The organism is Oceanobacillus arenosus (assembly GCF_003369575.1).
GTDB classification, from domain to species: domain Bacteria; phylum Bacillota; class Bacilli; order Bacillales; family Amphibacillaceae; genus Oceanobacillus; species Oceanobacillus arenosus.
This window is the reverse complement of sequence record NZ_PIOC01000012.1, coordinates 80,712-105,914: the sequence shown is the minus strand read 5'-3', so window position 1 is coordinate 105,914 and position 25,203 is coordinate 80,712. Positions and strand designations below refer to the sequence as shown.

Sequence of the window (25,203 nt, the reverse complement as noted above, 5' to 3'; positions counted from 1 at the left end):
GTATAAAACCCCTCCAGAGCAGCGGAAGGGTTCAATACGCATATTCACTTTATCGTTGAATATTTATCCATATCCGCTGATGATCCCGCTCGTTAGGATCAACTGGATATTCAAATGCTACGCCATTAACGTCAAATGTTAAATTCGGCGCACTACCAATGTTTAAATAAATGCTTTCTTCTCCAGATAGGTCTAATTCTAACGGTGAATCTGTATTTGTCAGAATTGCACTATAGAAGGATTCTCCATCCCCATTCTCAACATCCAACCAAACTTCACTTGCCGATTCAAATGTAAAGATTAATTCATCGTCTGGAGCATTCAAAGATAACGTAGATTCTGGAACAGTACCAGTTCCCTCTTCAGTTACAGTAAATTCCAATGGTTTTTCTTCATCCGTGGCTGTACCTGCTTCTTCTTTCTCGTCCGTCGGTTCTCTATCAACTTGATCTTGTGCGCCGTTATCAGATGCGCCTGTATTCGGTTCATTTAAAATGATTTCATTTTCTGTGAGCCCTTCTTCCGGTGGATTTCCTTCACCTGACGATCCTTCTTTGATGAAATACCACGCAACAAAGAAGATACCAATTACTAATAGAACTACAATAATAGTTGGAAGAAATGAAAAGCTCGAACTTTTATCAACATTTGCTTCTTTTCGCGATCGTTCCATTCTCGTATATTGAATTTCACTTTCTTCTTCCGTTTTAGGGATTTCTTCTTTATGCTCCTCTAATAACTCACTGGAATCTATACCAACCGCTGTTGCATATTCCTTAATAAAAGCTCTAGCATAAAATTTACCAGGCAGGACGCCCAAATTTCCTTCTTCGATTGCAACTAAATAGCGCTTCTGTATTTTTGTGATCTCCTGTAATTCATCTAATGTGAGTCCCTTTTCAAGTCGTGCCTCTTTCAATCTTGCCCCTACATCCATAAATAACACCTTCCGTTCTAGAAATCAAACATAGACAAGCCATTGGTAATACTTGATGTGTGATTTTCAACCGTATCATATGTAATCTCTTCATCTTCATGACTACGTAACTCAATAATATAGTCGAAATCATCAAGCTTATATTCTGTTGTTTGAACAAATATATCGGGATGCTCTACAACTTTTATTGAGGGCAATTGCATGATTTCCCGAATTAATTGCCAATGCTTATCATTAGCCTGTCTAGTTGATAGTATGCCGTCAATAATATAAATATTATCAACATTATATTCCCCTTCGATTAGTTGACTTCTAATCGTCTGTTTCAGCATCGTACTAGACACAAATAGCCAACGTTTATTCGCACATACACTAGCAGCAACAACCGATTCCGTCTTTCCAACTCTCGGCATTCCCCTAATTCCAATCAGCTTATGCCCTTCTTGTTTATATAATTCTGCCATGAAATCGACTAATAGTCCAAGCTCATCACGAACAAAGCGAACCGTTTTACGATCATCTGCATCTGTATGAATATATTTCCCATGTCGTACAGCCATTTTATCTTTTAATTTTGGTTTTCGTATTTTTCTTAACTCAATTGTATCCATCGTTTGTAATATTGAATTAAGGCGCATAATATTTTCATCATGCTTTGATAGAAGAAGCATCCCTCTTCTAGAATTCTCAACGCCATTAATGGTTATGATGTTTATGGAAAGCATTCCTAATAATGAAGAAATATCTCCTAAAAGTCCAGGTCGATTAATAAGTATTTCGTACTCTAGGTACCATTCTTTCGCCATAAATGTCTCCTTCATATTACATACTCATATAATGGTAACGAATCTAATTCATAATTGCAATATATAGTTCTATCATAATGCATAATTCACTCGATGAAAAGGAAATAGACATAATTTTAAATAAAAAAACATCATTAAAACGAAGGCAAACTCAAGTCAGTTGTGACATGGCTGCCTCCGTAAAATATAAAATATATCCATTAATTATCTATATGATTACCATGCACCTGTTACACGAATAATTTCCCCTTGAATATAGCTTGATTTATCATCTAATAAAAAGGAAACAACATGGGCGATTTCATCCGGTCTTCCCGCCCGATTCATCGGAATTTCCGAGATTAATAATTCCTTCTCTTCTGCAGATAGATGATGATTCATCTTCGTCTCAATAAATCCTGGACTAATTGCATTGACTGTTATCCCACTTGGTGCGACTTCTTTCGCTAAAGCCTTGACAAAGCTATTTTGTGCACCCTTTACTGTAGAATAAACCACCTCATAACTTGCCCCTACGTCACCCCAGATGGAGCTAATCATAATAATTTTTCCATATTTTTTATGAAGCATACCTGGTAATAACGCCTTCGTAATCAGCCATGGCGCCTTTACATGTAAGGTTAGCATTTTATCCATTATCATATCCGATGTTTCTTGAAATACGCCATACTGTGCACGCCCACTGGCAAATACAATCATATCCACTTGAAAAACAAGCGCAGATATGAAATTCTGTATCTCTGCTTCATTGCTTAAATCTGCCTGAATTGTGCCTAAAATTGAATGGTGATCTAATTTCTCACTTAGTTTATTTATTGCCGCTTCATGTTGATTATAGTGCAAGATTAATTGGTATCCTTCCTCGGCTAGTCGTTCTGCAATACTGATACCAATTTCTCCGCTTGCACCGATAACTAGTACATTCTTCCCCATAATATCTCCTTACTTTTCAGCTATTGTACATACTGCAAGTCGATCCTCATCTATCCAGTTTCGGATAAAATCATTCACATCATCAAGACTTAATGCTTGGATTGCTGGAATGACATCAAAGAAATCAATACCAATTGTATGATAATGGATATATTTATTAGCAATGAACTCAAGTGAATTCATTGCTCGTAATAATTGACCAATCTTTTTCTTCTTCATGCGTGTAAATTCTTCTATCGTTAATGATTCCGTATTGGTTGAATTTAATAATTCCTTTACTTTTTCAGCAAATTTTTCAGGCTGATCGGTATTCGTGCCAATCAATGTGTATCCGAAGTTCTTTTCTAACGTCGTCTCAAAGTAAAAACTCGTATCGATTAATCCTGATTGATACAATTCCTGATAGAAAACGGAGCCTTTTGAAAAATAATGATCAACAACCATGCTTTGCAGCAAGTCTTTTTTTAGAAATACTTCACCACTTAATGCTGTAGTTGATTCCTTAATACCAATTGTACATTTTGGAATCGATACTGGCATGATAATTTTATTTTCCTTCATTGCAACTGCTTCAGGTTCGTCCGGAAATTCTCTTACAAGCTTTTCCATTTTTTTAAATGTTTTTGCTGCTTGGTTGGTTTGGATAAGGTCGATCATTTTTTCTACATTGAAATTACCAGCAATAAATAATGTCATATTCTCTGGATGATAAAATGTGTTGTAGCATGTATACAAATCGTCTTTTGTAATATCTGTAATTGATTCGACGGTTCCAGCAATATCAATATTTACTGGATGATTTTTAAACATGCTTTTAATTGTGCCCATAAACGATTGCCAATCTGCCTGATCATCGTACATCTTAATTTCTTGCCCAATAATCCCCTTCTCTTTCTCAACAGACGCTTCGGAAAAGTAAGGGTCCTGAACAAAGTTGATTAAGGTTTGCACATTTTCTTCGATATTGCTTGTTGCCGAAAACAAATACGCTGTTTTCGTGAACGACGTAAATGCATTTGCAGAAGCACCCTGTTTACCAAAATCAGCAAATACGTCATGGTCTTCTTTTTCAAATAATTTATGCTCTAAGAAATGGGCAACACCCTCTGGAACAGTTATCATTTCTTGTTTACCAATTGGAATGAATCTTTGATCAATGGAACCATAATCCGTTGAAAAAATTGCATACGTTTTTGCCATTTCTGTTTTTGGTAATAAGTAGACGGTTAATCCATTATCAAGCTTCTCGGAAAATATCGTTTCAGCTATATCTTGATGTAAGACCTTATTCATTGGTTTTTCCCCCTTCACTTGTAAGAAGATAAACAGTGTCCTCTTCAATTTTAGTTGCAAGCATTGTCACTTGTCCCTTCGTTACCTGTCTGATATTGTTAATCAATTGTTCAGGAGTGATTATTCGATCGCCAATCACCTGCTGATATAATAATTCGATTAATCCTTGAGAGTGATCCATAGTTTCGAGTAATTGATTAATAATTAAATCCTTTGTTTCCTGTAATTCAGCTTCCGTAAAATCGCCCTTCTTCATCGCTTCCATCTGCAATTGGATAATATCCTTTGCCTGCTGATAATCCTTTGGAGCAATTCCACTGAAAACAAATAATAATCCTTTATGACTCTCGATACGTGACGATGCATAATATGCAAGACTATTCTTTTCTCTTACATTGATAAATAATTTCGAATTCGGAAAGCCGCCAAATATCCCATTAAATACTTGCAATGTGGCATAATCCTCATCTTTGAATGTCGTATTGGTACGATAGCCAATATGCAATTTTGCTTGTTGGATATTCTCCGTTTCAATGACTTCTTTCGTTTGAATTTCCTTTTTGATTGTATTGCTTTGAGTTACTGTTCGGACTTTATTACCGATTCGCTCGAACATGGCTGCTATTTTCCTGCTCATTTCATCCTCATCAAAATCACCTAGGACGTAAATATCTAAGCTATCCTCTTCTATTAATGAATGATAATATTCATAGAGGTTTGCTGCGGTTATTTCTTGTAAATCTTCTTCATACCCATGCACATGCAGCCCGTATGCTTCACCCTCACACATCGCGTCAATTAATCTCATATTTGCATAGTTCATTTTATCGTCTTTAACCGCTTGGATCCGACTCTTCAATGTGTTCTTTTCACGTTCTACAATCTTTTCATCGAAAGAATTATTTGCAGCATTTGGATCTAGAAGTAACTCACTAAATAAGCGAATGCCATCGTCAATAATCGCTGTTTTTTCTGGGATGAATTTAGGGTTTGCAAGCTCTAAACGAATGCTAATAATATGATTGTCACCTTTTTTTGACCCATCAACAGATAAAACTGCACCATATAAATCATCTAATTTTAATTGTAATTCCGGCTTACTAGGATAACGCTTTGACCCCTGATTTAAAATATATGGTAGCAGCGCCCGCTTTGTAATCGTCTCTCGATTCAATGGGGCTCTTAATTTTGCAACGATGTTTAATGTTTTATACTTTTTACTTTGGATGAAGTGTAACTGTAATCCATTTTCATTCCTACGCTTTTCTTCTATATGGAGCATGCAATTTCCTCCCAGCATTCTTTTATATTTCCTATTCTGCACAATTTTACCAACTGTCATCCATTATACGGTTAGAAAACTTAGTTGTCACCAAAATTGTCAGTGACAGCCGTAGGGGAACGGTTAAAAACTAGTGCGTCGTGGGACTGCGATTACTCGCCCACCGAAAACTCTTGTTGCAGCACCGAACTGACTTATATCCTGTAGGCTCAACTTATTCGTTAAAAAAACAGACCTGCTATTGTGTACATAACAGGTCTGTTGTGTCCTATCTACCGATTTCCTTTAATATAAGGAATTCCACTTGCTTTTGGTGCTTCTGCACGCCCAATAAATCCTGCTAAAGCAAGAATGGTTAATACATATGGAGCAATTAATAAGTATACTTGCGGAACATCTGCAAGTAATGGAACCCCCGCACCTACAACACTTAAGCTTTGTGCTAATCCAAAGAACAGTGCTGCTCCCATTGCACCTAGTGGATGCCATTTACCAAAGATAACTGCAGCTAACGCCATAAATCCTTGTCCAACAATCGTTGAATGGGAGAAGTTAGATACAATCGTTAACGCGAATACCGAGCCGCCTAATCCTCCAAGTGCACCTGAAAGAATAACACCGATATAACGCATTTTATAAACGTTTATGCCATTCGTATCTGCTGCCATCGGATGTTCACCAACAGCACGTAAACGTAGACCAAAAGCAGTTTTATAAAGTACATACCAAGCAATAAAAGCCACGATGATTGCCAGGTAGGATGTCACATATACACCTTGGAAAAAGATTGGACCAATGATTGGAATTTCAGAAAGTAACGGAATATCCGTTGTATAGAATGGTTGTTGAACCATATCTGTTTGTCCTTTTCCATACCATATTTTTGTCAAATATACCCCTATTCCCAATGCAAGCATATTAATGGCCACACCACTAATCGTCTGATCTGACCGGAATGAAATTGATGCTACTGCATGGATTATCGAGAAGATTGCACCAACAATTGTTGCTACAACAATTGAAACCCAAGGAGTCCAAGCACCTAAAACATCCGCGAACGTTAAATTGAACACAATTCCCACAAATGCGCCCATTACCATTAAACCCTCTAGTCCAATGTTAATGACGCCAGATCTTTCACTAAATACCCCACCTAGTGCTGTAAATATTAGAGGAGCGGAATAAAATAATGCAGTTGGTACAATCGATTGCAAAATATCAAACATTTATTTCTCCCCCTTTTTAAAACGCAGTAATGCCCAGCGTATAATATAACTCGATGCAACAAAGAATATAATTAAGGCGATTATAATATCAACAAGCTCTGTTGGTACACCTGCACCTGTTGGCATTTCACCCGCACCTTCTTTTAATGCACCGAATAGAAAGGCAGCAAACACAACACCTAATGGATTATTTGCGCCAAGTAATGCTACCGCAATCCCATCAAAACCAATGTTGATATTCCCAGACATAACGGAGATGGTACCATATGTACCTAAGCCCTCCATTGCTCCAGCTAAGCCTGCAAATGCTCCAGCAATCACCATCGTTAGTACAATATTCTTACTAACATTCATACCAGCATACTTAGAGGCATGCTGATTATAGCCAACTGCCTTTAATTCATAACCTAATGTTGTTCTTTCAATAATAAACCACATGATAACAGCTGCAAATAATGCAATTAGGATACCGTAATGCATCCTTGAATAGAAGGTTATACTTTGTAACCATGGCGATGCAAGTGATGCAGTAGCAGGAATAGACTCAGTAGTTGTCCCTCCATCTGTTAACACTTTACGAATAATCTCATTTGCACTAAATAATGCAATATAATTCATCATAATCGTCACAATAACTTCATGTACGCCTAATTTTGCTTTTAAGATTCCTGGAACAAATGCCCATAATGCCCCCGCAGCAATAGAAGCAAGAATTGCTAATGGTAAATGAATAATCATTGGTGCATCAACAGCAAGTCCAACCCATATCGCTGCAAGCCAGCCAACAATTACTTGCCCTTCAGCACCGATATTAAATAGACCGGTTCTAAAAGCAAACGCGATCGAGAGACCCGTCAATATATATGGTGTCGTACGTCTTATTGTTTCCCCTATTGTGTATGAATCTCCAAAGGCACCATTCCATAATGCAGTGTACCCTGCGATTGGATTATAACCAGAGGCAAGCATGATAATTGCCCCGGCGATTAAACCTAATAATACAGAAATAATTGGAATTAAAATTGTAATTAATCGTTTATTATTCGCCATTTGCTTCACCTATCCCACTAACATTACTGCCCGCCATTAACATACCTAGCTCTTGCTCATTTGTTTCCTTAGGTTTCACAACCGCAACAATCTTACCGTCAAACATAACAGCAATTCGATCGCTCACATTGAGAATTTCATCCAATTCGAATGAAACAAGTAGCACGGCTTTTCCTTTATCACGCTCTTCAATCAGTTTTTTATGAATAAACTCAATTGCTCCGACATCAAGCCCTCTTGTTGGTTGCGCTGCAATTAATAAATCCGGTGAGCGGTCTACTTCCCGACCGATAATAGCTTTCTGCTGATTACCACCAGATAATGCACGAGCCTTCGTATAAACACTTGGTGTCCGTACATCATACTCTGCAATAATTTGCTCTGCCTTCTTGTATATTTCTTTATTGTTTAAAACTTTTGCCTTCGAATATGGCTTTTTGTAATACGTTTGTAAAACAATATTTTCCCCAATCGAATAATCTAATACCAGGCCGAATCTGTGTCTGTCCTCTGGAATATGCCCTACACCACTTTCGGTTATCTTTCTTGGAGAGAGGTTTGTAATGTCTTTATTATTTATTTTGATTACACCAAATCTTGATTTCCTTAAACCTGCGATTGCTTCAATTAATTCAGATTGCCCATTACCGTCAACACCAGCAATTCCAACAATTTCACCTGCACGGATATCAAGATTTAGCCCTTTAACGAGATCTACTTTTCGAGAATCCTTCACATATAAATTTTCGATATGAAGTACATTTTCTTTTGGATCTGCAATTGTTTTCTCCGTTTTAAAGTTGACCTCTCTACCAACCATCAATGAAGCAAGTTCTATTGGGTTTGTTTCTGCTACATTAACCGTTCCAATTCCCCTTCCTTTGCGAATAATCGTACATGTATCACATACTTCCATTATTTCTTTTAACTTATGTGTGATTAATATGATTGATTTTCCTTCACGTGTTAATGATCTTAGTATCTCCATTAACTCTTTAATTTCCTGTGGTGTTAAAACTGCTGTCGGTTCATCAAAAATAAGAACCTCCGCGCCGCGATAAAGTGTTTTAAGGATTTCCACTCGCTGCTGCATCCCAACAGATATATCCGCTATTTTCGCGTTGGGATCAACCTTTAACCCATAGCGATCAGAAAGATCTTGAATTTCCTTTCTTGCTTTTTCAATATCGATTGCACCCGTTTTCTTCTTTGGTTCCTTACCTAAAACGATATTTTGTGTCACTGTAAATGGTTCAACTAACATAAAGTGTTGATGCACCATACCAATCCCAAGTTCATTCGCTTTATTCGGACTCGTAATATTTTCCTTTTTACCATTAACACGAATTTCACCCTTTTCAGGTTGGTACAGACCAAATAAAACATTCATTAATGTCGATTTCCCTGCACCATTTTCACCCAATAAAGCGTGAATTTCGCCTTTTTTTAATTGGATTGTAATGTCATCATTTGCAACAATACCAGGGAATTCTTTTCGGATGTTTAACATTTCAATCACGTATTCCACTGAGTTCACCTCTATTAAAATATGTCTATATTTTTTATGATTTTGTTAGTAAAATCATCAAAGAAAAAAGGCTAATCGTTGTAGCTCCTTTTTATTTGAGGATTTTAAATAAAAATAGCAGTCATGATAGAAGAAGGCTTATGATAAGCCTTCTCCCATTTATTGATTAAAGTGATTCTTCAAATGTTTTTAGTTCTTCGCGTGTTTTTGGTACTTCTACTTCGCCGTTTAGAATTTTCTCTTGCCATTCATCAACAGCTTGAATAATATCTTCCGTCATTGCTTCTTCATTTGAAGTGGTAATCGCTATTCCGTTTTCTTCAATACCAAATTCTAATGTCTCTCCACCAGGGAATTCACCATTTTTTGCAAGATTAGCAACTTCTTTTGCAGCAACATCTACACGTTTTACCATAGAAGTGAGGGTTACATTATTTTCACCGATTTGACCTTCTTCATGCTGGTCACGGTCAACACCAATTACCCATACTTGACGATCTGGATCATTTTGCTTAATATCTTTTGCTTGGTTGAATACACCGTTACCAGTACCACCTGCAGCATGATAGATTACATCAACACCATTATCATACATATTCGATGCAATTAATTTACCTTTTGCTGGATCACTAAAATGCTCTGCGTATTGAACATCTACCGTAATATCTGGATTTACGGATTTAGCACCTGCAACAAACCCAGCTTCGAATTTAGCGATTAGTGGGGAATCAATTCCACCAACAAAACCTAATTTACCTGTTTCAGATTTCATTGCTGCAGCAACACCGACTAAAAATGAGCCTTGATGTTCTGCAAATGCTACACTTGCAGCATTTGGTGCATCAACCGTTTCATCAACGATTACGAAATTCGATTCTGGAAACTGTTCCGCTGCTTTTTGAATATCTTCTTTTAGCAGGAATCCTGTAGCAAGTATTACATCATATTTATCACGAACTAAACGCGTAATGTTCGGCATAAAGTCTGCTTGTCCAGTTGATTGTGCATAATTAATCCCATTACCCTTTGATAATCCATTTTCTTCACCGAATTCTTGTAAACCTTCCCATGCGGATTGGTTAAATGACTTATCATCAACTCCACCTTGGTCTGTTACCATTGCAATACTGAAATCTGTTACTTCACCTTCAGTGCCACTAGCGTTTTCTTTTTCATTTGCACTTGTATCCGTATCTTTATTATTGGCACTACTTCCACATGCAGATAAGAATATTCCTAAACCAAGAATCAACGCGAATATTAAGACTATTTTGCTGTTTTTCATCCTAAATTAACCCCCATAATTCAATATTTTTTAGAAAACTTGTTAAATTACCCATTTCACCAGCTACACAATCACCTCCTAAAAGTAAGAAAACAATTAATTATTAGTAATTTAATAATACACTAAAACTAGCTTTAGGAATTATCTAATTTATGAGAAATAGGAAAAAATAAAAAGCCTATTCTACTTCCTCAAAAAACGAGAGAAGATGAATAAACTTTAAACTAAACATAGATCACTGTATCCACAATGATTCATCTTTCTCATAGTCTAGCATTTACGGTGCTAGGTAGAAACTTCTAAGCCATATCCTTAGTAAATATATGAGGTATAATTAGTATTCTTTTGTCTAGATAAGCATAACAAATTCAATAGGATACTGTCAATAAAATATCGAACGTTTTTATCATTTAATTGGCTAATGTACGGATTTTGATTAATTCAAAATTAATATTCATTTAAACAAAATCAGTTTTTCAAAAAAATCAAACAATACTAAACTATTTATTAAAGATCAAATTGCTCTATTTCTTACTAAAAAATGTTACTTACAGATAATTCTTAAGACGTTACTTCTTCACTTACTTGGGAAACTAATACTGTTCTTGGCTTACTACCTTCATATGGCCCAACGACACCTCTTGCTTCCATCGCATCGATTAGACGCGCCGCACGATTATAGCCAATCCTGAATCTGCGTTGTAGCATGGATACACTTGCACTTTGCATTTCTGAAACAAGTTTAACGGCATCATCATATAATTCATCATCTACTTCTTCTACCATATCGTCTGTGTCTTCTGGAATCATATCTTCTTGATAAGATGCCTTTTGTTGTTCAATACAATGATCGACAACGCGCTCTACCTCTTCATCGGTTAAGAAGGCACCTTGTATTCTTGTAGGTTTCGATTGACCAACAGGTAGAAATAGCATGTCACCACGCCCTAAGAGCTTCTCTGCCCCACCTGAGTCTAAAATTGTTCGAGAATCCGTTTGTGAGGATACACTGAAAGCAATCCGAGATGGAATATTCGCCTTTATTATACCAGTAATAACATCCACAGATGGTCTTTGTGTAGCAATGATTAAATGAATTCCAGCTGCCCTTGCCATTTGTGCAAGTCTCGTAATTGAATCTTCAACATCACTTGAAGCAACCATCATTAGATCCGCTAATTCATCGACAATTACCACAATATATGGTAGATTCGGTTGGATATCTTCTGTTGTTAAATTATATTTACGAATATACTCATTATAACTTTCAATATTACGTGTTCCCGAGTCTGAGAATAAATCATATCTTCTTTCCATCTCCGAAACTACCTTCTTTAATGCACGAGAAGCCTTTTTCGGATCGGTTACAACAGGTGCAAGTAAATGGGGAATGCCATTATAAACATTTAATTCTACTTTCTTTGGGTCAATCATCATCATTTTGACTTCATGTGGCTTTGCACGCATGAGAATTGTTGTGATGATTCCATTGACACATACACTTTTTCCGCTACCAGTGGAGCCAGCAATTAATAGATGGGGCATTTTATTTAGCTCCGCAGAAACAGCATCACCGGAAATGTCCCGACCAAGTGCAACTAAAAGTTTAGAGGTTTTATTATTCCACGTGCTATCCAACACTTCCCGCAGTGATACCATTGAAATCTCTTTATTTGGCACCTCAATACCAACTGCCGACTTCCCGGGGATTGGTGCTTCAATCCTTAAATCTTTTGCAGCGAGCGCAAGTGCTAAGTCATCATGTAGACCAACAATTTTACTTACCTTCACTCCCGCTTCAGGTGAGACTTCATATTTTGTAACGGCTGGACCGACATGCACTTTTGTAATTCTTGCCTTGACAGAAAAGCTCTTAAATGTTCGCTCTAGCTTTCTAACTGTTGCCTGTACTTCAGATTTTTCCTGATGCTGTCCGCTCGGCTGTGGCTCTGCTAATAAGTCGACAGATGGTAAAACATAGTCGAAATTCTCCGTCTCCGCCATTTGCATTGGTGGATCTGAATCTAATTCTTCTACTCTATGTTGCGTAGTCTCGTGTTCCTTCTGATTCTCAACAATTGGAGTGGAATAAGCAACCTCTGGAAAGTCATCCATGTTCGGTTCCTCAGATATATCCGTATCTTCCATTGTCTCCGCTTGAAGAAGTTTTTCTTCCTTCTGATTCTTCTTATCTATTCTTCTCGTTTTCCATTTTTCATAGAAACTAAATGTAAATTCCTTTGCCTTTTTAAAGAAATTAGCGAATAACTCACTAATGGATAGATTCGTAATAAAAATGAGACCGATCACTATAGAAAAAACCGCGACAATCTTTGCCCCAACTAATGAAAACAAATAATTGCAAAATGCTAAAAGGACTGCACCAATGATTCCACCGCCCGTTTGGATGGAAGTACCTTGTCCATTTAAGTACAAGAAGAAATTATCCCAAGTCGTCCCGATAATCGATACATCCTCTGGAGATATTAGTAATCTTTCAAATGCTTGAATATGCGTTAATAAAAGAATCCCTGCAAATAGAAAATAGAATCCAACCATCTTTTTCGTTAAGAAATTAGGATATTTTCTTCTGACAAGTAGGCTAATTCCTGTAATTAACAGAAAGACGGATGCAATAAAATACCAAATCCCTAAAAAGAAACGAAATAAATGCTCCAGTCCACCAGGGATTGCGCCATCACTTATCGCACTTGCACCACTTCCAAAAATAGCTAAAAAGGTAAATAATAATCCTAGTAATTCATATTTTAATAGTTTCGATTGTTTACTGTTTCGGCGCTTTCTCCGTTTCTTCGCCATCTTTACCACCTCAATTTCCACTTCTTTCCAACTACCCAATGTCACTTAAACAGTAAACCCTTACCACTGCATGGCAAGGGTCATCCTATTTATACAGTCGAATTTATTATAACATAATCTGGTAATTATATAATTGTTCCTGGAGAGTATTTATCATCTAAGAAATCCTGTGGATCTGTCGATAAAAGCTGGATCATTTGATATGCACCTTCACTATTTCTTTCAACAGCAATAAGTCTTCCCTCATGTTCGATATACTTTCGATTCACAAACATATCCGATGTTTCTGGATAAATATCTGTTATCGAGATTGGCGTATAAAGTATCATTGTACCACCTGATTTTCTATATGCGTATTATTTATTAACTCATTTAATTTTTGCATCGCTTCTTTTACACCGCCAACTTCATCGATCAGCCCACAATCAACCGCTTCAATTCCAATAATATTAGTCCCGATATCTCGTGTCAGATTACCTTTGGCAAACATCAGATCCTTAAATTTCTCTTCCTTCACCTTTGAATGATTGACAACAAATTGAATAACTCTTTCTTGCATTTTATCTAAGTATTCAAATGTTTGTGGCACACCAATTACGAGACCTGTTAAACGAACCGGGTGAATGATCATCGTTGCAGTCGGTACAATAAAGGAATAATTCGTTGCAACTGCGATGGGCACTCCAATCGAATGTCCCCCGCCCAACACAATCGAAACGGTCGGTTTAGAAATGGAGGCAATCATCTCAGACAATGCAAGCCCTGCTTCGACATCGCCACCAACCGTATTCAACAAGATTATCAACCCTTCAATTTTTGGATTTTGTTCGATGGCGATTAATTGCGGAAGCAAATGTTCATATTTTGTCGTTTTATTTTGTGGCGGCAATTGCATATGCCCCTCAACCTGACCAATAATTGTTAATACATGAATATTAGAGTCAGGAGCTTGTGGGATCGTTGTTTGCCCTAGTGCTTGTATTTTTTGTACCAAAGACGACCCGTTTGCCTGATCATCCTTTTTCTCATTATCCTTATCCATTTACGTACACCCCTTTTGATTGATAAGGTTAGTATTGGCGTAATCTATCGGATACATGCACATGGTTGATATAGTATAAGAAATATTTCAGTCAAATTTTACACTATCTTACCTACAAACAAAAGCGCAAGCGCCCGTTTGAGCTGTGTACGAACTGCGCCTCACAGACGTGAGGTGGTTCGACGTTGGCGAAGCCTGGTTTTAGTCGGCCTTCCTTAATCACTGGAGTCGATGTTGACTTTCACCACAAGGGTATAAGTGCGAATAAGCCTCGTGTGTAACCAATCGGCAAGTCTTCTTTATCGTACGGAGGTGAGGGAAGTCTCGCTACAGCTTTAGCGCTGGAGCTGGACGTGGCTGTTTCGGTAATTTAGTTATCCACAGCGTCCAATTATGTAGTTTCCTAAGCTAGAACAAAAAAATATCGGCCTAAAAAGCCGATATTTTTAATACTTTAATAATGATTTTAATTTCGCCTTCTCATCTTCGGTTAGATCTACTAATGGTAACCGCACACTGCCAACTGCAATACCTTTTAGTTCTAATGCAGCCTTAACTGGTGTTGGTGATGGCGAATGAAATAATCCATTCATCACTGGAATTAACTTACGATGCAGTGTCCCCGCTTCCTTAATTTTACCAGCAAAAAATAAATCGATCATTTCTTTCATTTCGTTACCGATAATATGGGAGGAAACGGAAACTACGCCATTTGCACCGATTGCGAGCATTGGCAATGTCATACTATCGTTTCCACTTAATACGCTAAAATGATGATCCGTATTTTCAATAATGGTTGCTACTTGATCAAGGTCCAATCCAGCTTCCTTCAATGCGACAATATTATCGATTTTACTTAACTTAATTACCGTTTCTGCGTTTAAATTGATAACCGATCGACCTGGAATATTGTAAAGCATAATAGGCAACGTTGTTTCAATAGCAATCGTCTTAAAATGCTCATATAAGCCTTGTTGATTTGGCTTGTTATAATATGGAGTGACAAGTAAAATACCGTCAACTCCACATGATTCCGCTTCTTTTGTTAATGCGATGGACGCTGCCGTATTATTATTTCCTGTTCCAGCAATTACAGGTACACGGTTCCCTACTACGTTTACAACGTGCTTAAACAATTGAATTTTCTCTTCATTCGTTAGTGTAGGCGATTCCCCTGTCGTACCTGCCACAATTAATCCTTCTGTACCATTGTTAAGGAGATATTCAATTAGCTTCGCAGTTTGTTCGAAATCGATTTTCCCATCAGTAGCAAATGGAGTAACCATTGCTGTTAATAGCTTACCAAAATTCATGAGATGTCCACCCTTTCGTATTATTGGTTCGACGTACCTCATAATTCAATATTAACTAAGTTTAAATACTTCATGTAATGCATTTACCGCTATATTAAGGTCCTTCTCCATTACAAGCACCCATATCGTTGTATGGCTATCGGCAGATTGGAGAATTTCAATACCAGCATCTGTTAGTGCTTGAACGATTTTCGAAATAACACCAGGCTCGCCAGTCATTCCCGCACCAACAGCAGATACCTTTGCACAGTTCTCTGTGACCTCTGGATGAAAGCCTAAAGATTCCAATATGGATACCGCTTCACTCGTTAAATAGTCCGGAATCGTATAAATTACTCCAGTTGGCGACATATTGATAAAATCAACAGAAATACCTGCAGCAGCCATTGCTTTAAATACTTCCGATTGGACCCGGTATGCCGCTTCCTTCGTTTGCACTTTTATTTGTGAAATTGATGCAATATGTGCAATCCCAGTTATCAAACGATCCGGAATTTCAATCTCAAGATTAGTTGCTGATGTGACGTATGTTCCGGGTAGATTGGTATAGGTCGATCGGATGCGCATCGGAATATTGGATTGCATTGCAATTTCTACCGCTCTTGGATGAACAACCTTTGCACCTTGATATGCCAAATTACAAATTTCTGTATATGTGACCATTTCCAAATGTCTTGCATTTTCGACAAGCCTAGGATCGGCAGTCATGACCCCATCTACATCGGTAAATATTTCAATTTGCTCAGCAAGCAGTGACGCTCCAAGGGCTGCTGCCGTAGTATCGCTTCCACCACGGCCAATGGTAGTTATTTCCCCTTGCACTGTTTGCCCTTGAAATCCTGCAACAACAACAACATCATGATGGTTTAACTCTTGTAATATTCTTGTTGTGTCTACCGTTTTTATTCTTGCGTTATTATAATCCATTGATGTAATAATCCCCGCTTGTGCACCAGTAAGTGCCAACGATTTAATCTGTTGATTCTTTAATTCACTTGTTAAGACAACTGCTGAGATGATTTCACCGCATGCCATTAACAAATCGAGTTCACGATTTGCGTTATGATTTGCTGAATGATCAACCAATCCAAGCAATGTATCTGTTGCATATGGATCTGGTTTTCTTCCTAATGCTGATACAACAACGACTAGTTTATATCCTTGTACTAATGCATCTTTGATGTGTTTTATAACATGTTTTCTGTTTTCCTTAGATTGCACGGAAGTACCACCATATTTTTGAACTAGTAGCTGCATCATAACACCTCTATCATAATCTCCTTTTTTAAGGGGATGCTCAAACATTAGATCCATTTCTTATCATTTGTTGCTATTGATAAATAAAGTGCGAACTAGTTTAGTGTGCTAAAGGTTCTCGGGACAGTCGCTCCAGAAATACACGTTGCTTTCCGCGGGGAGCTGGTGAACCTACTCGCAGGAGTCTCCGTGTATTTCTTACGCTAGGGTTGTATAAAATCACATATAAAAGAGTAACTTACCACTAACAATGGAATCTTTTGTGTGAATAGTAACGCTGGTAAGGTCTGAAATCATAATTGTCACTTGTTCGCACTTTATTTCCACTCCTCATTACCATCTATTACTTTCCTACTACACAAGTTCAACTCAATTTCTTAAGGAATTTTTAAAGCCAATTATTCTTAATGATGGATTGTGCAATTTGCACTGTATTTAATGCCGCACCCTTAAGAAGATTATCAGACACAACCCATAAATGGAATCCATTTTCATTATCTAAATCCTTACGAACGCGCCCAACGAATACTGCTTCTTTATCAGCAGCACTTAATGGAGTTGGATACGTTTGTGTTGCAGGATCATCTTCCAATATTACGCCATCTGCTGACTCTAATTCTTTCCAAAGATCTTGAACCGTTACACCTGCTTTTTCTACTTCGATATAGACACTTTCAGCATGGGACGTGAAGAATGGAAGTCGTACACATGTAGCTGCAACAGATAGATCCTGATCACCTAAAATCTTCTTCGTTTCGTTAATCATCTTCATTTCTTCAAAGGTATAGCCATTTTCATTAAATACATCAATTTGTGGCAATGCATTAAATGCGATGGGATAATGCTTTTCTTCACCTTTAACAGGTAAAATATTTGCTTCTAATTCTTCATTGTTGATAAATTGCCTTGCTTGTTGTTGCAATTCAATTGCTGCTTGTGTTCCAGCGCCGGACACTGCTTGATATGTTGAAACAATAACACGTTTTAAGCCAAACCGGTCTTTAATTGGCTTCAATGCGGTTACCATTTGGATTGTCGAGCAATTTGGATTCGCAATAATTCCATTATGGTCTTTGATTGCATCATTGTTTACTTCGGGAACAACTAATGGAACATCTTCAGCCATTCGATATGCACTTGTATTATCAACTACAACTGCACCACGTTTTACTGCTTCTGGTGCAAGTTGTTTTGAAACAGAACCACCTGCAGAAAATAATGCGATATCAATTCCTTCAAAGCTTTCTGGTGTTGCTTCCTCAATTGTCACATCTTTATGATTAAAAGCTACAATCTTTCCTGCAGATCGCTTTGATGATAATAGTTTTATTTCGTTGACTGGAAATTCTTTCTCTGCTAATAATTTTAAGATTTTTTGCCCTACTGCTCCTGTTGCTCCAACCACTGCTACATTATATGTTGTTTTTGCTGTCATTTGTAAGATTCCTCCTGAAATGTATTTCTAATATTTGTACTATCTTATCACATTTTAGCGAATAAAAGGAATAATTACTGGTTGAAGTTGCTTACCTTGCAGTGCAGCTGTTACAGCGGCAGCTAAATAATCCAAATCTGCTACTAATGAGTTTGGTTTTTTGAAAGGATTATCTTGACCAAACGGGATGAAGTAAATATGCTTGCTATTCATTAGCTTCATTAGATTCACACCATTTAAACCGAGTGCATCATTCGTTGTAATTCCTAAAATGACTGGTCTTTCATTACGGATTGTTGATTTTGCAGCCATCAGAACAGCGTTATCCGTATGGGCGTTTGCGAGCTTACTTAGGGAATTTCCTGTAAGTGGAGCAATGATCATACAGTCAAGTGGATAATCTGGGCCAAGCGGTTCTGCATCTGGAATGGTTGCAATTACTTGTTTCCCTGTGATGGCTTCAATTTTCTCAATATGCTCACTACCCTTACCGAATTTCGTATCCATATTCATTACGGTATCTGAAACGATTGGGATCAATTCTACCTCACCGGCGATGAGCTTTTCCATCTCGATAAATGCTTTACTATACGTATGATGGGATCCTGTCAAGCCAAACCCGATTCGTTTACCTGCTAAGCTCATGATGTACTCCCTTCATCCATCATTATTTGCTTCACCACATCACCCAAAATCTTACCAGCTGTCTTCGGTGCGACAATACTTGGTAAACTTCTTGCTAAAATCGCCTTAATCCCACGCTTTTTTGCATATTCAAAGTCGGTTCCACCTGGCTTTGAGGCAAGATCAATAATTACCGCACTCACCGGAAGCTGCTGAATGGCCTTTTGGTCTACCACATGCGCTGGAATTGTATTAATTAATAAATCACATTTACTCGTATATTCATGTAATTTTTCTAACGGGAAGGCTGTTAATCCCATCTCATTTATTCTCGCTAAATCCTTAATATTTCTCGCACTAACCGCTACCTTTGCTCCAAGTGCTGAGAACTTATTTGCAACGGTATTCCCTACTCTACCGAAGCCTGTGACAATCACGCGCGAGGAATGAATCGTATAATCCGTATTTTCAATCGCCATCATAATCGCACCCTCTGCCGTTGGGATGGAATTATAAATCGCCACATCATCACGATCTAGCAGTGGGACGAGTGAGATTGCATCATTTGCCGAAATTTCATCTAAATAAGCATTTGAGATTCCAGTAAAAACAATGGTCGATCGTGTAATTTGGTCAAACCATTCTTTCGTTAATTGGATCGTTTGATCGGAAAATATTGTCTCAACATAGCCTTCTGAATCCGTGCCAGTAATAGGTAAAACAATTGCATCAAGTTTTTCTAGTTCTAGCTCATGAAAGTCAACCTGTTTTAAACCGATGTATCCTTGCTCTAATTTATCATAGCCAACAAGCATAATGATTGCATCTGGTAACGTTTGTAATTGCCTAATTAATTCAAGATATCTGGCATCGCCGCCAATAACAGCAATTGTCTGACTCAATATCATATACCCTCCCAAACATCAATTCCTTAAAAATACTTCTTAATAGCTTATGTGGAGAGCGCCCGAGAGTGATAAGGAGTTTTGAATAAAATGAAAAAGGCTAATACCACGGTTTTGTGATATTAGCCTAACATGCCACAGAATCTGGATGCAGCCTCATTTTTATGAGCAAATATTAAAATGTTAAACCGTCTTATTACATTTTTCTTAATATGACAGGCATGTCCAGAATAAACGTTTTTGATCTTACATTTCATGCTTATTCAAATGTATCAGTTTCCACCATGATCATATCTTCGCCAATTTTTTTAATTGATTGCCAGCGGATTTTCGTTTCTTCGCCCTCTTTTTTTAATCCAAACCATTTATAATTCGGAATAATAAAAGCTTCGATTTGTCCGGTTTGCTCATTAATCTCTAAATCGGTCTGCCCTAACATTCCTAGACGTGTCCCTTCAATTACATTGACAATTTCCTTGCCACTGATATCTTTAAAACGCATCGCATTCCCTCCATTTATTCGGCATAATACATATATATGCTAAAAATATGAGGCTATGTTAGGTCGACATATTAATCCAACTTATCTGGACCAATTAAGGCCATTGAAGCAGGCTGGTTAAAAGTTGATTCAATTACTTTTTGAATTGATTCATGATCTACTGCATCAATCTCCCGAATCATTTCATCCAATGAACGATGACGTTGTAATAATAATTCGTTTCTGCCGTTTCTGTTCATCCGACTACTCGTACTTTCTAAACCTAGCATTAAATTCCCTTTTAATTGTTCCTTGCTATTATGTAATTCCTTATCCGTTAACCCTTTAGCAATCAATGTATCAACTGTCTTTTTAATCGTATCGCGAAGCAGTGGAAGCTGTTCTTTCCCTGTCCCTGCATATATCGTTAATAAACCATTATCTAAAAACGCAGAGTGATACGAAAACACTGAATAGGCTAACCCTTGCTTTTCCCTTACATCTTGGAATAATCTTGAGCTCATACTGCCACCTAATACATTATTCATAATAACTAAGCTATACGCATTCGCATCGCCAACAGATAAACCATTAAATCCGAAGCATAAATGTGCTTGCTCTGTTTCCTTAAATTGTTCAATATTATGCGCTAAAAATGTCGGTTTTATAATAGTGGATTGGTTGCTCTTGGATTGAAATGCGCCGAAGTATGTGTCAATATCATTGATAAAAGATTCCTCAACATTTCCTGCAACAGATATAACGACGTTTTCAGGTGTATAGCGCTCCTTGATGTATATTCTTAAATCATCTGGCGTAAAGGATTTCAATTTCTCCTCCGTACCTAATATGGAATATCCAAGTGGATGCTCTCCAAAAGATGCCCTAGCTAATAAATCATGAACGATGTCATCTGGTGTATCTTCATACATTTTAATTTCTTCATATACAACCTTCTTCTCTCGTTCCATTTCCTCCCCGTCGAAAGCAGAGTTAAAGAACATATCTGCCAAAATCTCTAATGCATGCTCCTTATGTGTATCCAATACTTTCGCATAGAAACACGTATATTCTTTTGAAGTAAACGCATTAATTTGCCCACCAATTGCATCAAATGCTTCCGCAATATCTTGAGCTGTTCTTGTCTTCGTTCCTTTAAAAAGCATGTGCTCGATAAAATGAGATATCCCGTTGTTTTGCCCGTTTTCATTTCTTGAACCTGTTAATACCCAAATACCTATCGTTACAGAACGTACTGCTGGTATTTTCTCTAGCACAATCCTTACACCATTTTTACAGTTATGTTTTTCTATCAATATGGTTCCTCCTATAATTTGAATCAATGGTCCACTACATCATGAATTATTATTTCCATTACCTATCATTGTTTAATAGTTTATCAATAGTGCCGATTCGATATTCATTTTCTTTAATGGTTTTGATCAATAAATCAAGTCCCTCAGCCATAACCGGGGTAGGATGCATTAATATTGTTGCTCCAGGGTGCAGCTTGCTGTTTACTCGATTTATCATAACAGATACAGATGGATTCTTCCAATCAATGGTATCCACTGTCCAAAGAATCGTTTCCATATTTAGGTTATATGCCGATTGTACTACCTGGTCATTAAAACTTCCACTTGGAGGTGCAAACCACTTCGGTGTTTTACCTGTAATTGCTTCGAGAATTTCATTCGTTTGGGCAATTTGATCTACAATGTTTTGATTTGATATCCTTGCCATGTCAGGATGATTATATGCATGGTTGCCAATGATATGACCTTGTTCATCGATCATTTTAACTAGCTCAGAATTTTCCTTTGCCCACTTTCCTTCAATAAAAAACGTTGCTTTAACTTTATTTTCCTGTAAGGTTTTCAGCATTGTTGGTATATGCTCTGTTCCCCATGATACATTTATCATTAAAGCAACCATCTCTTTTTTAGGATGGCCACGATATATCGGTGATGCTGGAAGGTCACTTAATGAAACTTCCGGCTCTATTTTTTCATAAACCAGAAGTGAACCATCGAATGTGCCTGCTTCTTTCATCTTATCATAGGATTTATCCACATTGACTACTCGACCATTTCTTCCAGGTGTCTTTTTCCAAACATCATCAATATAAGCATTTTCCGCATCTTCTTGATATTCTAACTGCTTATCGAGAATTTCCTGATACAAGGGGTCTTCTTTTTTGCTTTGTGAAAAAATGGCTACGTCACCCATTTTAAAAGGATTATATTGTGAATTAAATGTTAATATGACCAGGATCATAAAGATAAATAAATTTATATACTTACGAAATTTCTTCATCGTTCATCCCTCCCATACATCTTTATGCAAAGGATGGACAGGTTTATACCAATTCTAAATCAATTTTGCAAGGCAGTTTAATTAGAGTTTCGGTTAAAGCATATCAGTATTGAATGATAATGAACTATTGAAATAAAATGCGGACTAGTGATAATTATGATTTCAGAACTTGCCAGCAGTTACTATTCGTACACGGAGACTCCTGCGGGAAGAAGAGCCTAGGCGAGACTTCGCAGTGCGTCAGCACAAGAATGCTCGCCAGCTCCCCGCGGAAAGCGTAGTGTATTTCTGGAGCGGTGGAACAGGAGGCAAAATATCATCCTAAACTAGTCCGAAGTTTATCTAAACTACTAATCAAACATCAAAAAATGGGTATAAAAAAAGAAACTGATTCTCCAGCTTCCTTTTTCAAACTTTATTTAATTATTGATTGGCCTTTTCTTTTCTTTCTTTATCTTCAACTAAAACAGCTTTTCGAGAGAGATTGATTCTACCTTGTCGATCAATTTCTTTTACTTTTACCATAATTTGATCGCCGATAGATACAACATCTTCCACTTTATTGGTTCTTTCTTCTGCTAATTCAGAGATATGAACGAGACCATCCTTACCTTTGAACAATTCAACAAATGCTCCGAATTTCTCAATCCGTTTGACCGTACCTAAGTACATTTGTCCAACTTCAACTTCTCTCACAAGATCCTCGATGATTTTTTGTGCCTCTTTATTCATCGATGAATTCGTTGAAGAAATAAAGACTTTACCATCCTGCTCAATATCAATCTTAACGCCAGTTTCATCAATGATTTTATTGATTTGCTTTCCACCCGGTCCAATAACATCGCGGATTTTATCTGGATTAATTTCCATTGTTAGGATTTTAGGCGCATATTCAGAAAGCTCCGATTTTGGCTCATTAATTGTGGCTAACATGGATTCTAGAATTTGCATACGACCCTTTTTAGCTTGCGCTAATGCTTCGGATAAAATTTCAGACGATAATCCGTCAATTTTTATATCCATTTGCAATGCCGTAACACCTTTCGCAGTTCCAGCTACTTTAAAGTCCATATCACCAAGCGCATCTTCCATACCTTGGATATCCGTTAAAATAGTATAGTCATCGCCAGTTTTCACTAGACCCATGGCAATCCCCGCAACTGGTGCTTTAATCGGTACACCTGCATCCATCATTGCTAATGTACTAGCACAGATACTTGCTTGCGACGTAGAACCATTTGATTCTAATACTTCCGAAACTAAACGAATGGTATATGGGAATTCCTTCTCAGATGGTACAACTTTCTCAAGTGCCCGTTCACCTAATGCGCCATGTCCAATTTCACGACGACCTGGACCGCGAATTGGACCTGTTTCCCCAACACTGAATTGCGGGAAATTGTAGTGGTGCATGAAACGTTTTGTTTCTTCCAAATCTAGTCCATCTAATATTTGCACATCACCTAGTGCACCTAGAGTACAAATACTTAGTGCCTGGGTTTGTCCACGGGTAAATAATCCAGAACCATGTGTCCGTGGAAGTAGATGTACTCGCGATGATAATGGACGAATTTCGTCAATTTTTCTTCCATCAGGGCGGATTTTTTCAACGGTAATTAATCGACGTACTTCCGCCTTTACCATTTTATCTAAAATAGATTTAACATCTTTGATGACATCTTGTTCGTCTTCATCAAATGTAGCAAGTACTTCTTTTTTAACAAGATTTATTGCTTCGTCTCTTGCATGCTTCTCTTGCACTTGAATTGCCTCATGCAATTTCACCTTTGCTTCTGCTTCCACTCGAGCAACTAATTCTTCGTTAACTTCAGATATAACAACATCAAACTTCTCTACACCAATTTGCTTCACAATTTCCTCTTGAAACTCAACAAGACGAATAATTTCTTTGTGACCGAAAAGAATTGCTTCCAGCATGATTTCTTCAGGTACTTCAAATGCACCTGCTTCAACCATATTAATCGCATCTTTCGTACCAGCAACGGTTAATTCGATATCACTTTTCTCAGCTTGTTCAACTGTTGGATTAATGACAAATTCACCGTCAACTCGTCCAACATGAACACCTGCTATCGGTCCAGCAAACGGAATATCAGAAACACCTAATGCAATGGATGACCCAATCATTGCTGCAATTTCAGATGGACAATCCTGATCTGCACTCATAACCATACTAATTACTTGCACTTCATTTCTAAACCCGTCTGGAAATAGCGGGCGGATTGGGCGATCAATTAATCGTGAATTAAGTATTGCCTTTTCACTCGGTCTACCTTCACGTTTGATAAATCCTCCGGGAATTTTCCCTACAGCATATAGACGTTCTTCATAATTAACCGTTAACGGGAAAAATGGTAAGTCTTTTGGTTCTTTTGATGCCGTTGCAACAGAAAGTACAGATGTATCTCCATAATGGACCATACAAGCACCATTTGCTTGCTTTGCTAATTCTCCAATTTCTACAGTAAATTTTTTACCTGCAATTTCTGTAGAAAATACGTGTTTTTCTTCTGCCATTAGTTAAAGTGCTCCTTTCAATATCACGTTATATTTTCCATTTTATATATTAAATGAAAAAAAGTAAATTTGATTTTAATTATCTTATGTATTATACCTTAAAATAATAGAAAAAGCAGGATTTCTCCTGCT

General features: G+C 37.4%; 21 protein-coding genes and 1 riboswitch. All 21 genes read right to left on the bottom strand.

All coding sequences use genetic code 11. The features are described 5' to 3' along the window. Positions 1 to 49: 49 nt before the first annotated feature. On the bottom strand, positions 50 to 937 hold the full coding sequence (locus CWR48_RS07475) for a helix-turn-helix domain-containing protein (protein ID WP_115772621.1): 888 nt from the start codon (positions 935 to 937) through the stop codon (positions 50 to 52). 17 nt (positions 938 to 954) lie between these two features. Next, positions 955 to 1,743: a DUF3388 domain-containing protein gene (locus CWR48_RS07470; protein ID WP_115772620.1), complete on the bottom strand. Its 789-nt coding sequence runs from the start codon at positions 1,741 to 1,743 to the stop codon at positions 955 to 957. A gap of 216 nt (positions 1,744 to 1,959) precedes the next feature. After that, on the bottom strand, positions 1,960 to 2,676 hold the full coding sequence (gene ymfI, locus CWR48_RS07465) for an elongation factor P 5-aminopentanone reductase (protein ID WP_115772619.1): 717 nt from the start codon (positions 2,674 to 2,676) through the stop codon (positions 1,960 to 1,962). A 9-nt stretch (positions 2,677 to 2,685) separates the two neighbouring features. Then, entirely contained in the window at positions 2,686 to 3,969 is a 1,284-nt protein-coding gene (yfmH, locus tag CWR48_RS07460) for an EF-P 5-aminopentanol modification-associated protein YfmH (protein ID WP_115772618.1), read from the bottom strand. Beyond that, positions 3,962 to 5,251, bottom strand: coding sequence for an EF-P 5-aminopentanol modification-associated protein YfmF (gene yfmF, locus CWR48_RS07455; RefSeq protein ID WP_115772617.1), 1,290 nt, complete (start codon positions 5,249 to 5,251; stop codon positions 3,962 to 3,964). Before yfmF ends, yfmH begins: the two co-directional genes overlap by 8 nt. Positions 5,252 to 5,523: 272 nt before the next feature. Beyond that, complete coding sequence (locus CWR48_RS07450; RefSeq protein WP_115772616.1) at positions 5,524 to 6,477, bottom strand: ABC transporter permease; 954 nt, start codon at positions 6,475 to 6,477, stop codon at positions 5,524 to 5,526. Then, positions 6,478 to 7,527, bottom strand: a complete 1,050-nt coding sequence (locus CWR48_RS07445; protein ID WP_115772615.1) for an ABC transporter permease — start codon at positions 7,525 to 7,527, stop codon at positions 6,478 to 6,480. After that, positions 7,517 to 9,055 carry an ABC transporter ATP-binding protein gene (locus CWR48_RS07440; RefSeq protein WP_115772614.1) on the bottom strand — a complete coding sequence of 513 codons (1,539 nt, stop codon included), beginning with the start codon at positions 9,053 to 9,055 and terminating at the stop codon, positions 7,517 to 7,519. Before CWR48_RS07440 ends, CWR48_RS07445 begins: the two co-directional genes overlap by 11 nt. Positions 9,056 to 9,221: 166 nt before the next feature. Continuing rightward, the gene (locus CWR48_RS07435; RefSeq protein WP_115772613.1) at positions 9,222 to 10,340 is read right to left on the bottom strand and encodes a BMP family lipoprotein; all 1,119 of its coding nucleotides are present in this window, start codon (positions 10,338 to 10,340) and stop codon (positions 9,222 to 9,224) included. Positions 10,341 to 10,586: 246 nt separating this feature from the next. After that, positions 10,587 to 10,687: riboswitch (purine riboswitch) on the bottom strand. A 214-nt stretch (positions 10,688 to 10,901) separates the two neighbouring features. Continuing rightward, entirely contained in the window at positions 10,902 to 13,160 is a 2,259-nt protein-coding gene (locus CWR48_RS07430; RefSeq protein ID WP_115772612.1) for an FtsK/SpoIIIE family DNA translocase, read from the bottom strand. 125 nt (positions 13,161 to 13,285) lie between these two features. Then, positions 13,286 to 13,489: a YlzJ-like family protein gene (locus CWR48_RS07425; RefSeq protein WP_115772611.1), complete on the bottom strand. Its 204-nt coding sequence runs from the start codon at positions 13,487 to 13,489 to the stop codon at positions 13,286 to 13,288. Further along, complete coding sequence (locus CWR48_RS07420) at positions 13,486 to 14,202, bottom strand: ClpP family protease (protein WP_115772610.1); 717 nt, start codon at positions 14,200 to 14,202, stop codon at positions 13,486 to 13,488. The genes CWR48_RS07425 and CWR48_RS07420 overlap by 4 nt, the downstream gene beginning before the upstream one ends. A gap of 446 nt (positions 14,203 to 14,648) precedes the next feature. Then, a complete protein-coding gene (dapA, locus tag CWR48_RS07415; protein ID WP_115772609.1) occupies positions 14,649 to 15,515 on the bottom strand; it encodes a 4-hydroxy-tetrahydrodipicolinate synthase in 867 nt (288 codons plus the stop codon). Positions 15,516 to 15,566: 51 nt separating this feature from the next. Beyond that, the gene (gene dapG / locus CWR48_RS07410) at positions 15,567 to 16,772 is read right to left on the bottom strand and encodes an aspartate kinase (RefSeq protein WP_115772608.1); all 1,206 of its coding nucleotides are present in this window, start codon (positions 16,770 to 16,772) and stop codon (positions 15,567 to 15,569) included. Positions 16,773 to 17,160: 388 nt separating this feature from the next. Next, positions 17,161 to 18,207, bottom strand: a complete 1,047-nt coding sequence (gene asd / locus CWR48_RS07405; protein WP_115772607.1) for an aspartate-semialdehyde dehydrogenase — start codon at positions 18,205 to 18,207, stop codon at positions 17,161 to 17,163. A gap of 54 nt (positions 18,208 to 18,261) precedes the next feature. Continuing rightward, on the bottom strand, positions 18,262 to 18,852 hold the full coding sequence (gene dpaB, locus CWR48_RS07400) for a dipicolinate synthase subunit B (RefSeq protein WP_115772606.1): 591 nt from the start codon (positions 18,850 to 18,852) through the stop codon (positions 18,262 to 18,264). Beyond that, positions 18,849 to 19,733, bottom strand: coding sequence for a dipicolinic acid synthetase subunit A (gene dpaA / locus CWR48_RS07395; RefSeq protein WP_115772605.1), 885 nt, complete (start codon positions 19,731 to 19,733; stop codon positions 18,849 to 18,851). The genes dpaB and dpaA overlap by 4 nt, the downstream gene beginning before the upstream one ends. A 262-nt stretch (positions 19,734 to 19,995) precedes the next feature. Then, positions 19,996 to 20,238 carry a YlmC/YmxH family sporulation protein gene (locus tag CWR48_RS07390; protein ID WP_115772604.1) on the bottom strand — a complete coding sequence of 81 codons (243 nt, stop codon included), beginning with the start codon at positions 20,236 to 20,238 and terminating at the stop codon, positions 19,996 to 19,998. Positions 20,239 to 20,309: 71 nt separating this feature from the next. Next, positions 20,310 to 21,533 carry a M16 family metallopeptidase gene (locus CWR48_RS07385; protein ID WP_115772603.1) on the bottom strand — a complete coding sequence of 408 codons (1,224 nt, stop codon included), beginning with the start codon at positions 21,531 to 21,533 and terminating at the stop codon, positions 20,310 to 20,312. A 58-nt stretch (positions 21,534 to 21,591) separates the two neighbouring features. Beyond that, positions 21,592 to 22,533, bottom strand: a complete 942-nt coding sequence (locus tag CWR48_RS07380; protein ID WP_115772602.1) for a polysaccharide deacetylase family protein — start codon at positions 22,531 to 22,533, stop codon at positions 21,592 to 21,594. Positions 22,534 to 22,956: 423 nt separating this feature from the next. Beyond that, a complete protein-coding gene (locus CWR48_RS07375; protein WP_115772601.1) occupies positions 22,957 to 25,071 on the bottom strand; it encodes a polyribonucleotide nucleotidyltransferase in 2,115 nt (704 codons plus the stop codon). Between the last annotated feature and the right edge of the window lie 132 nt (positions 25,072 to 25,203).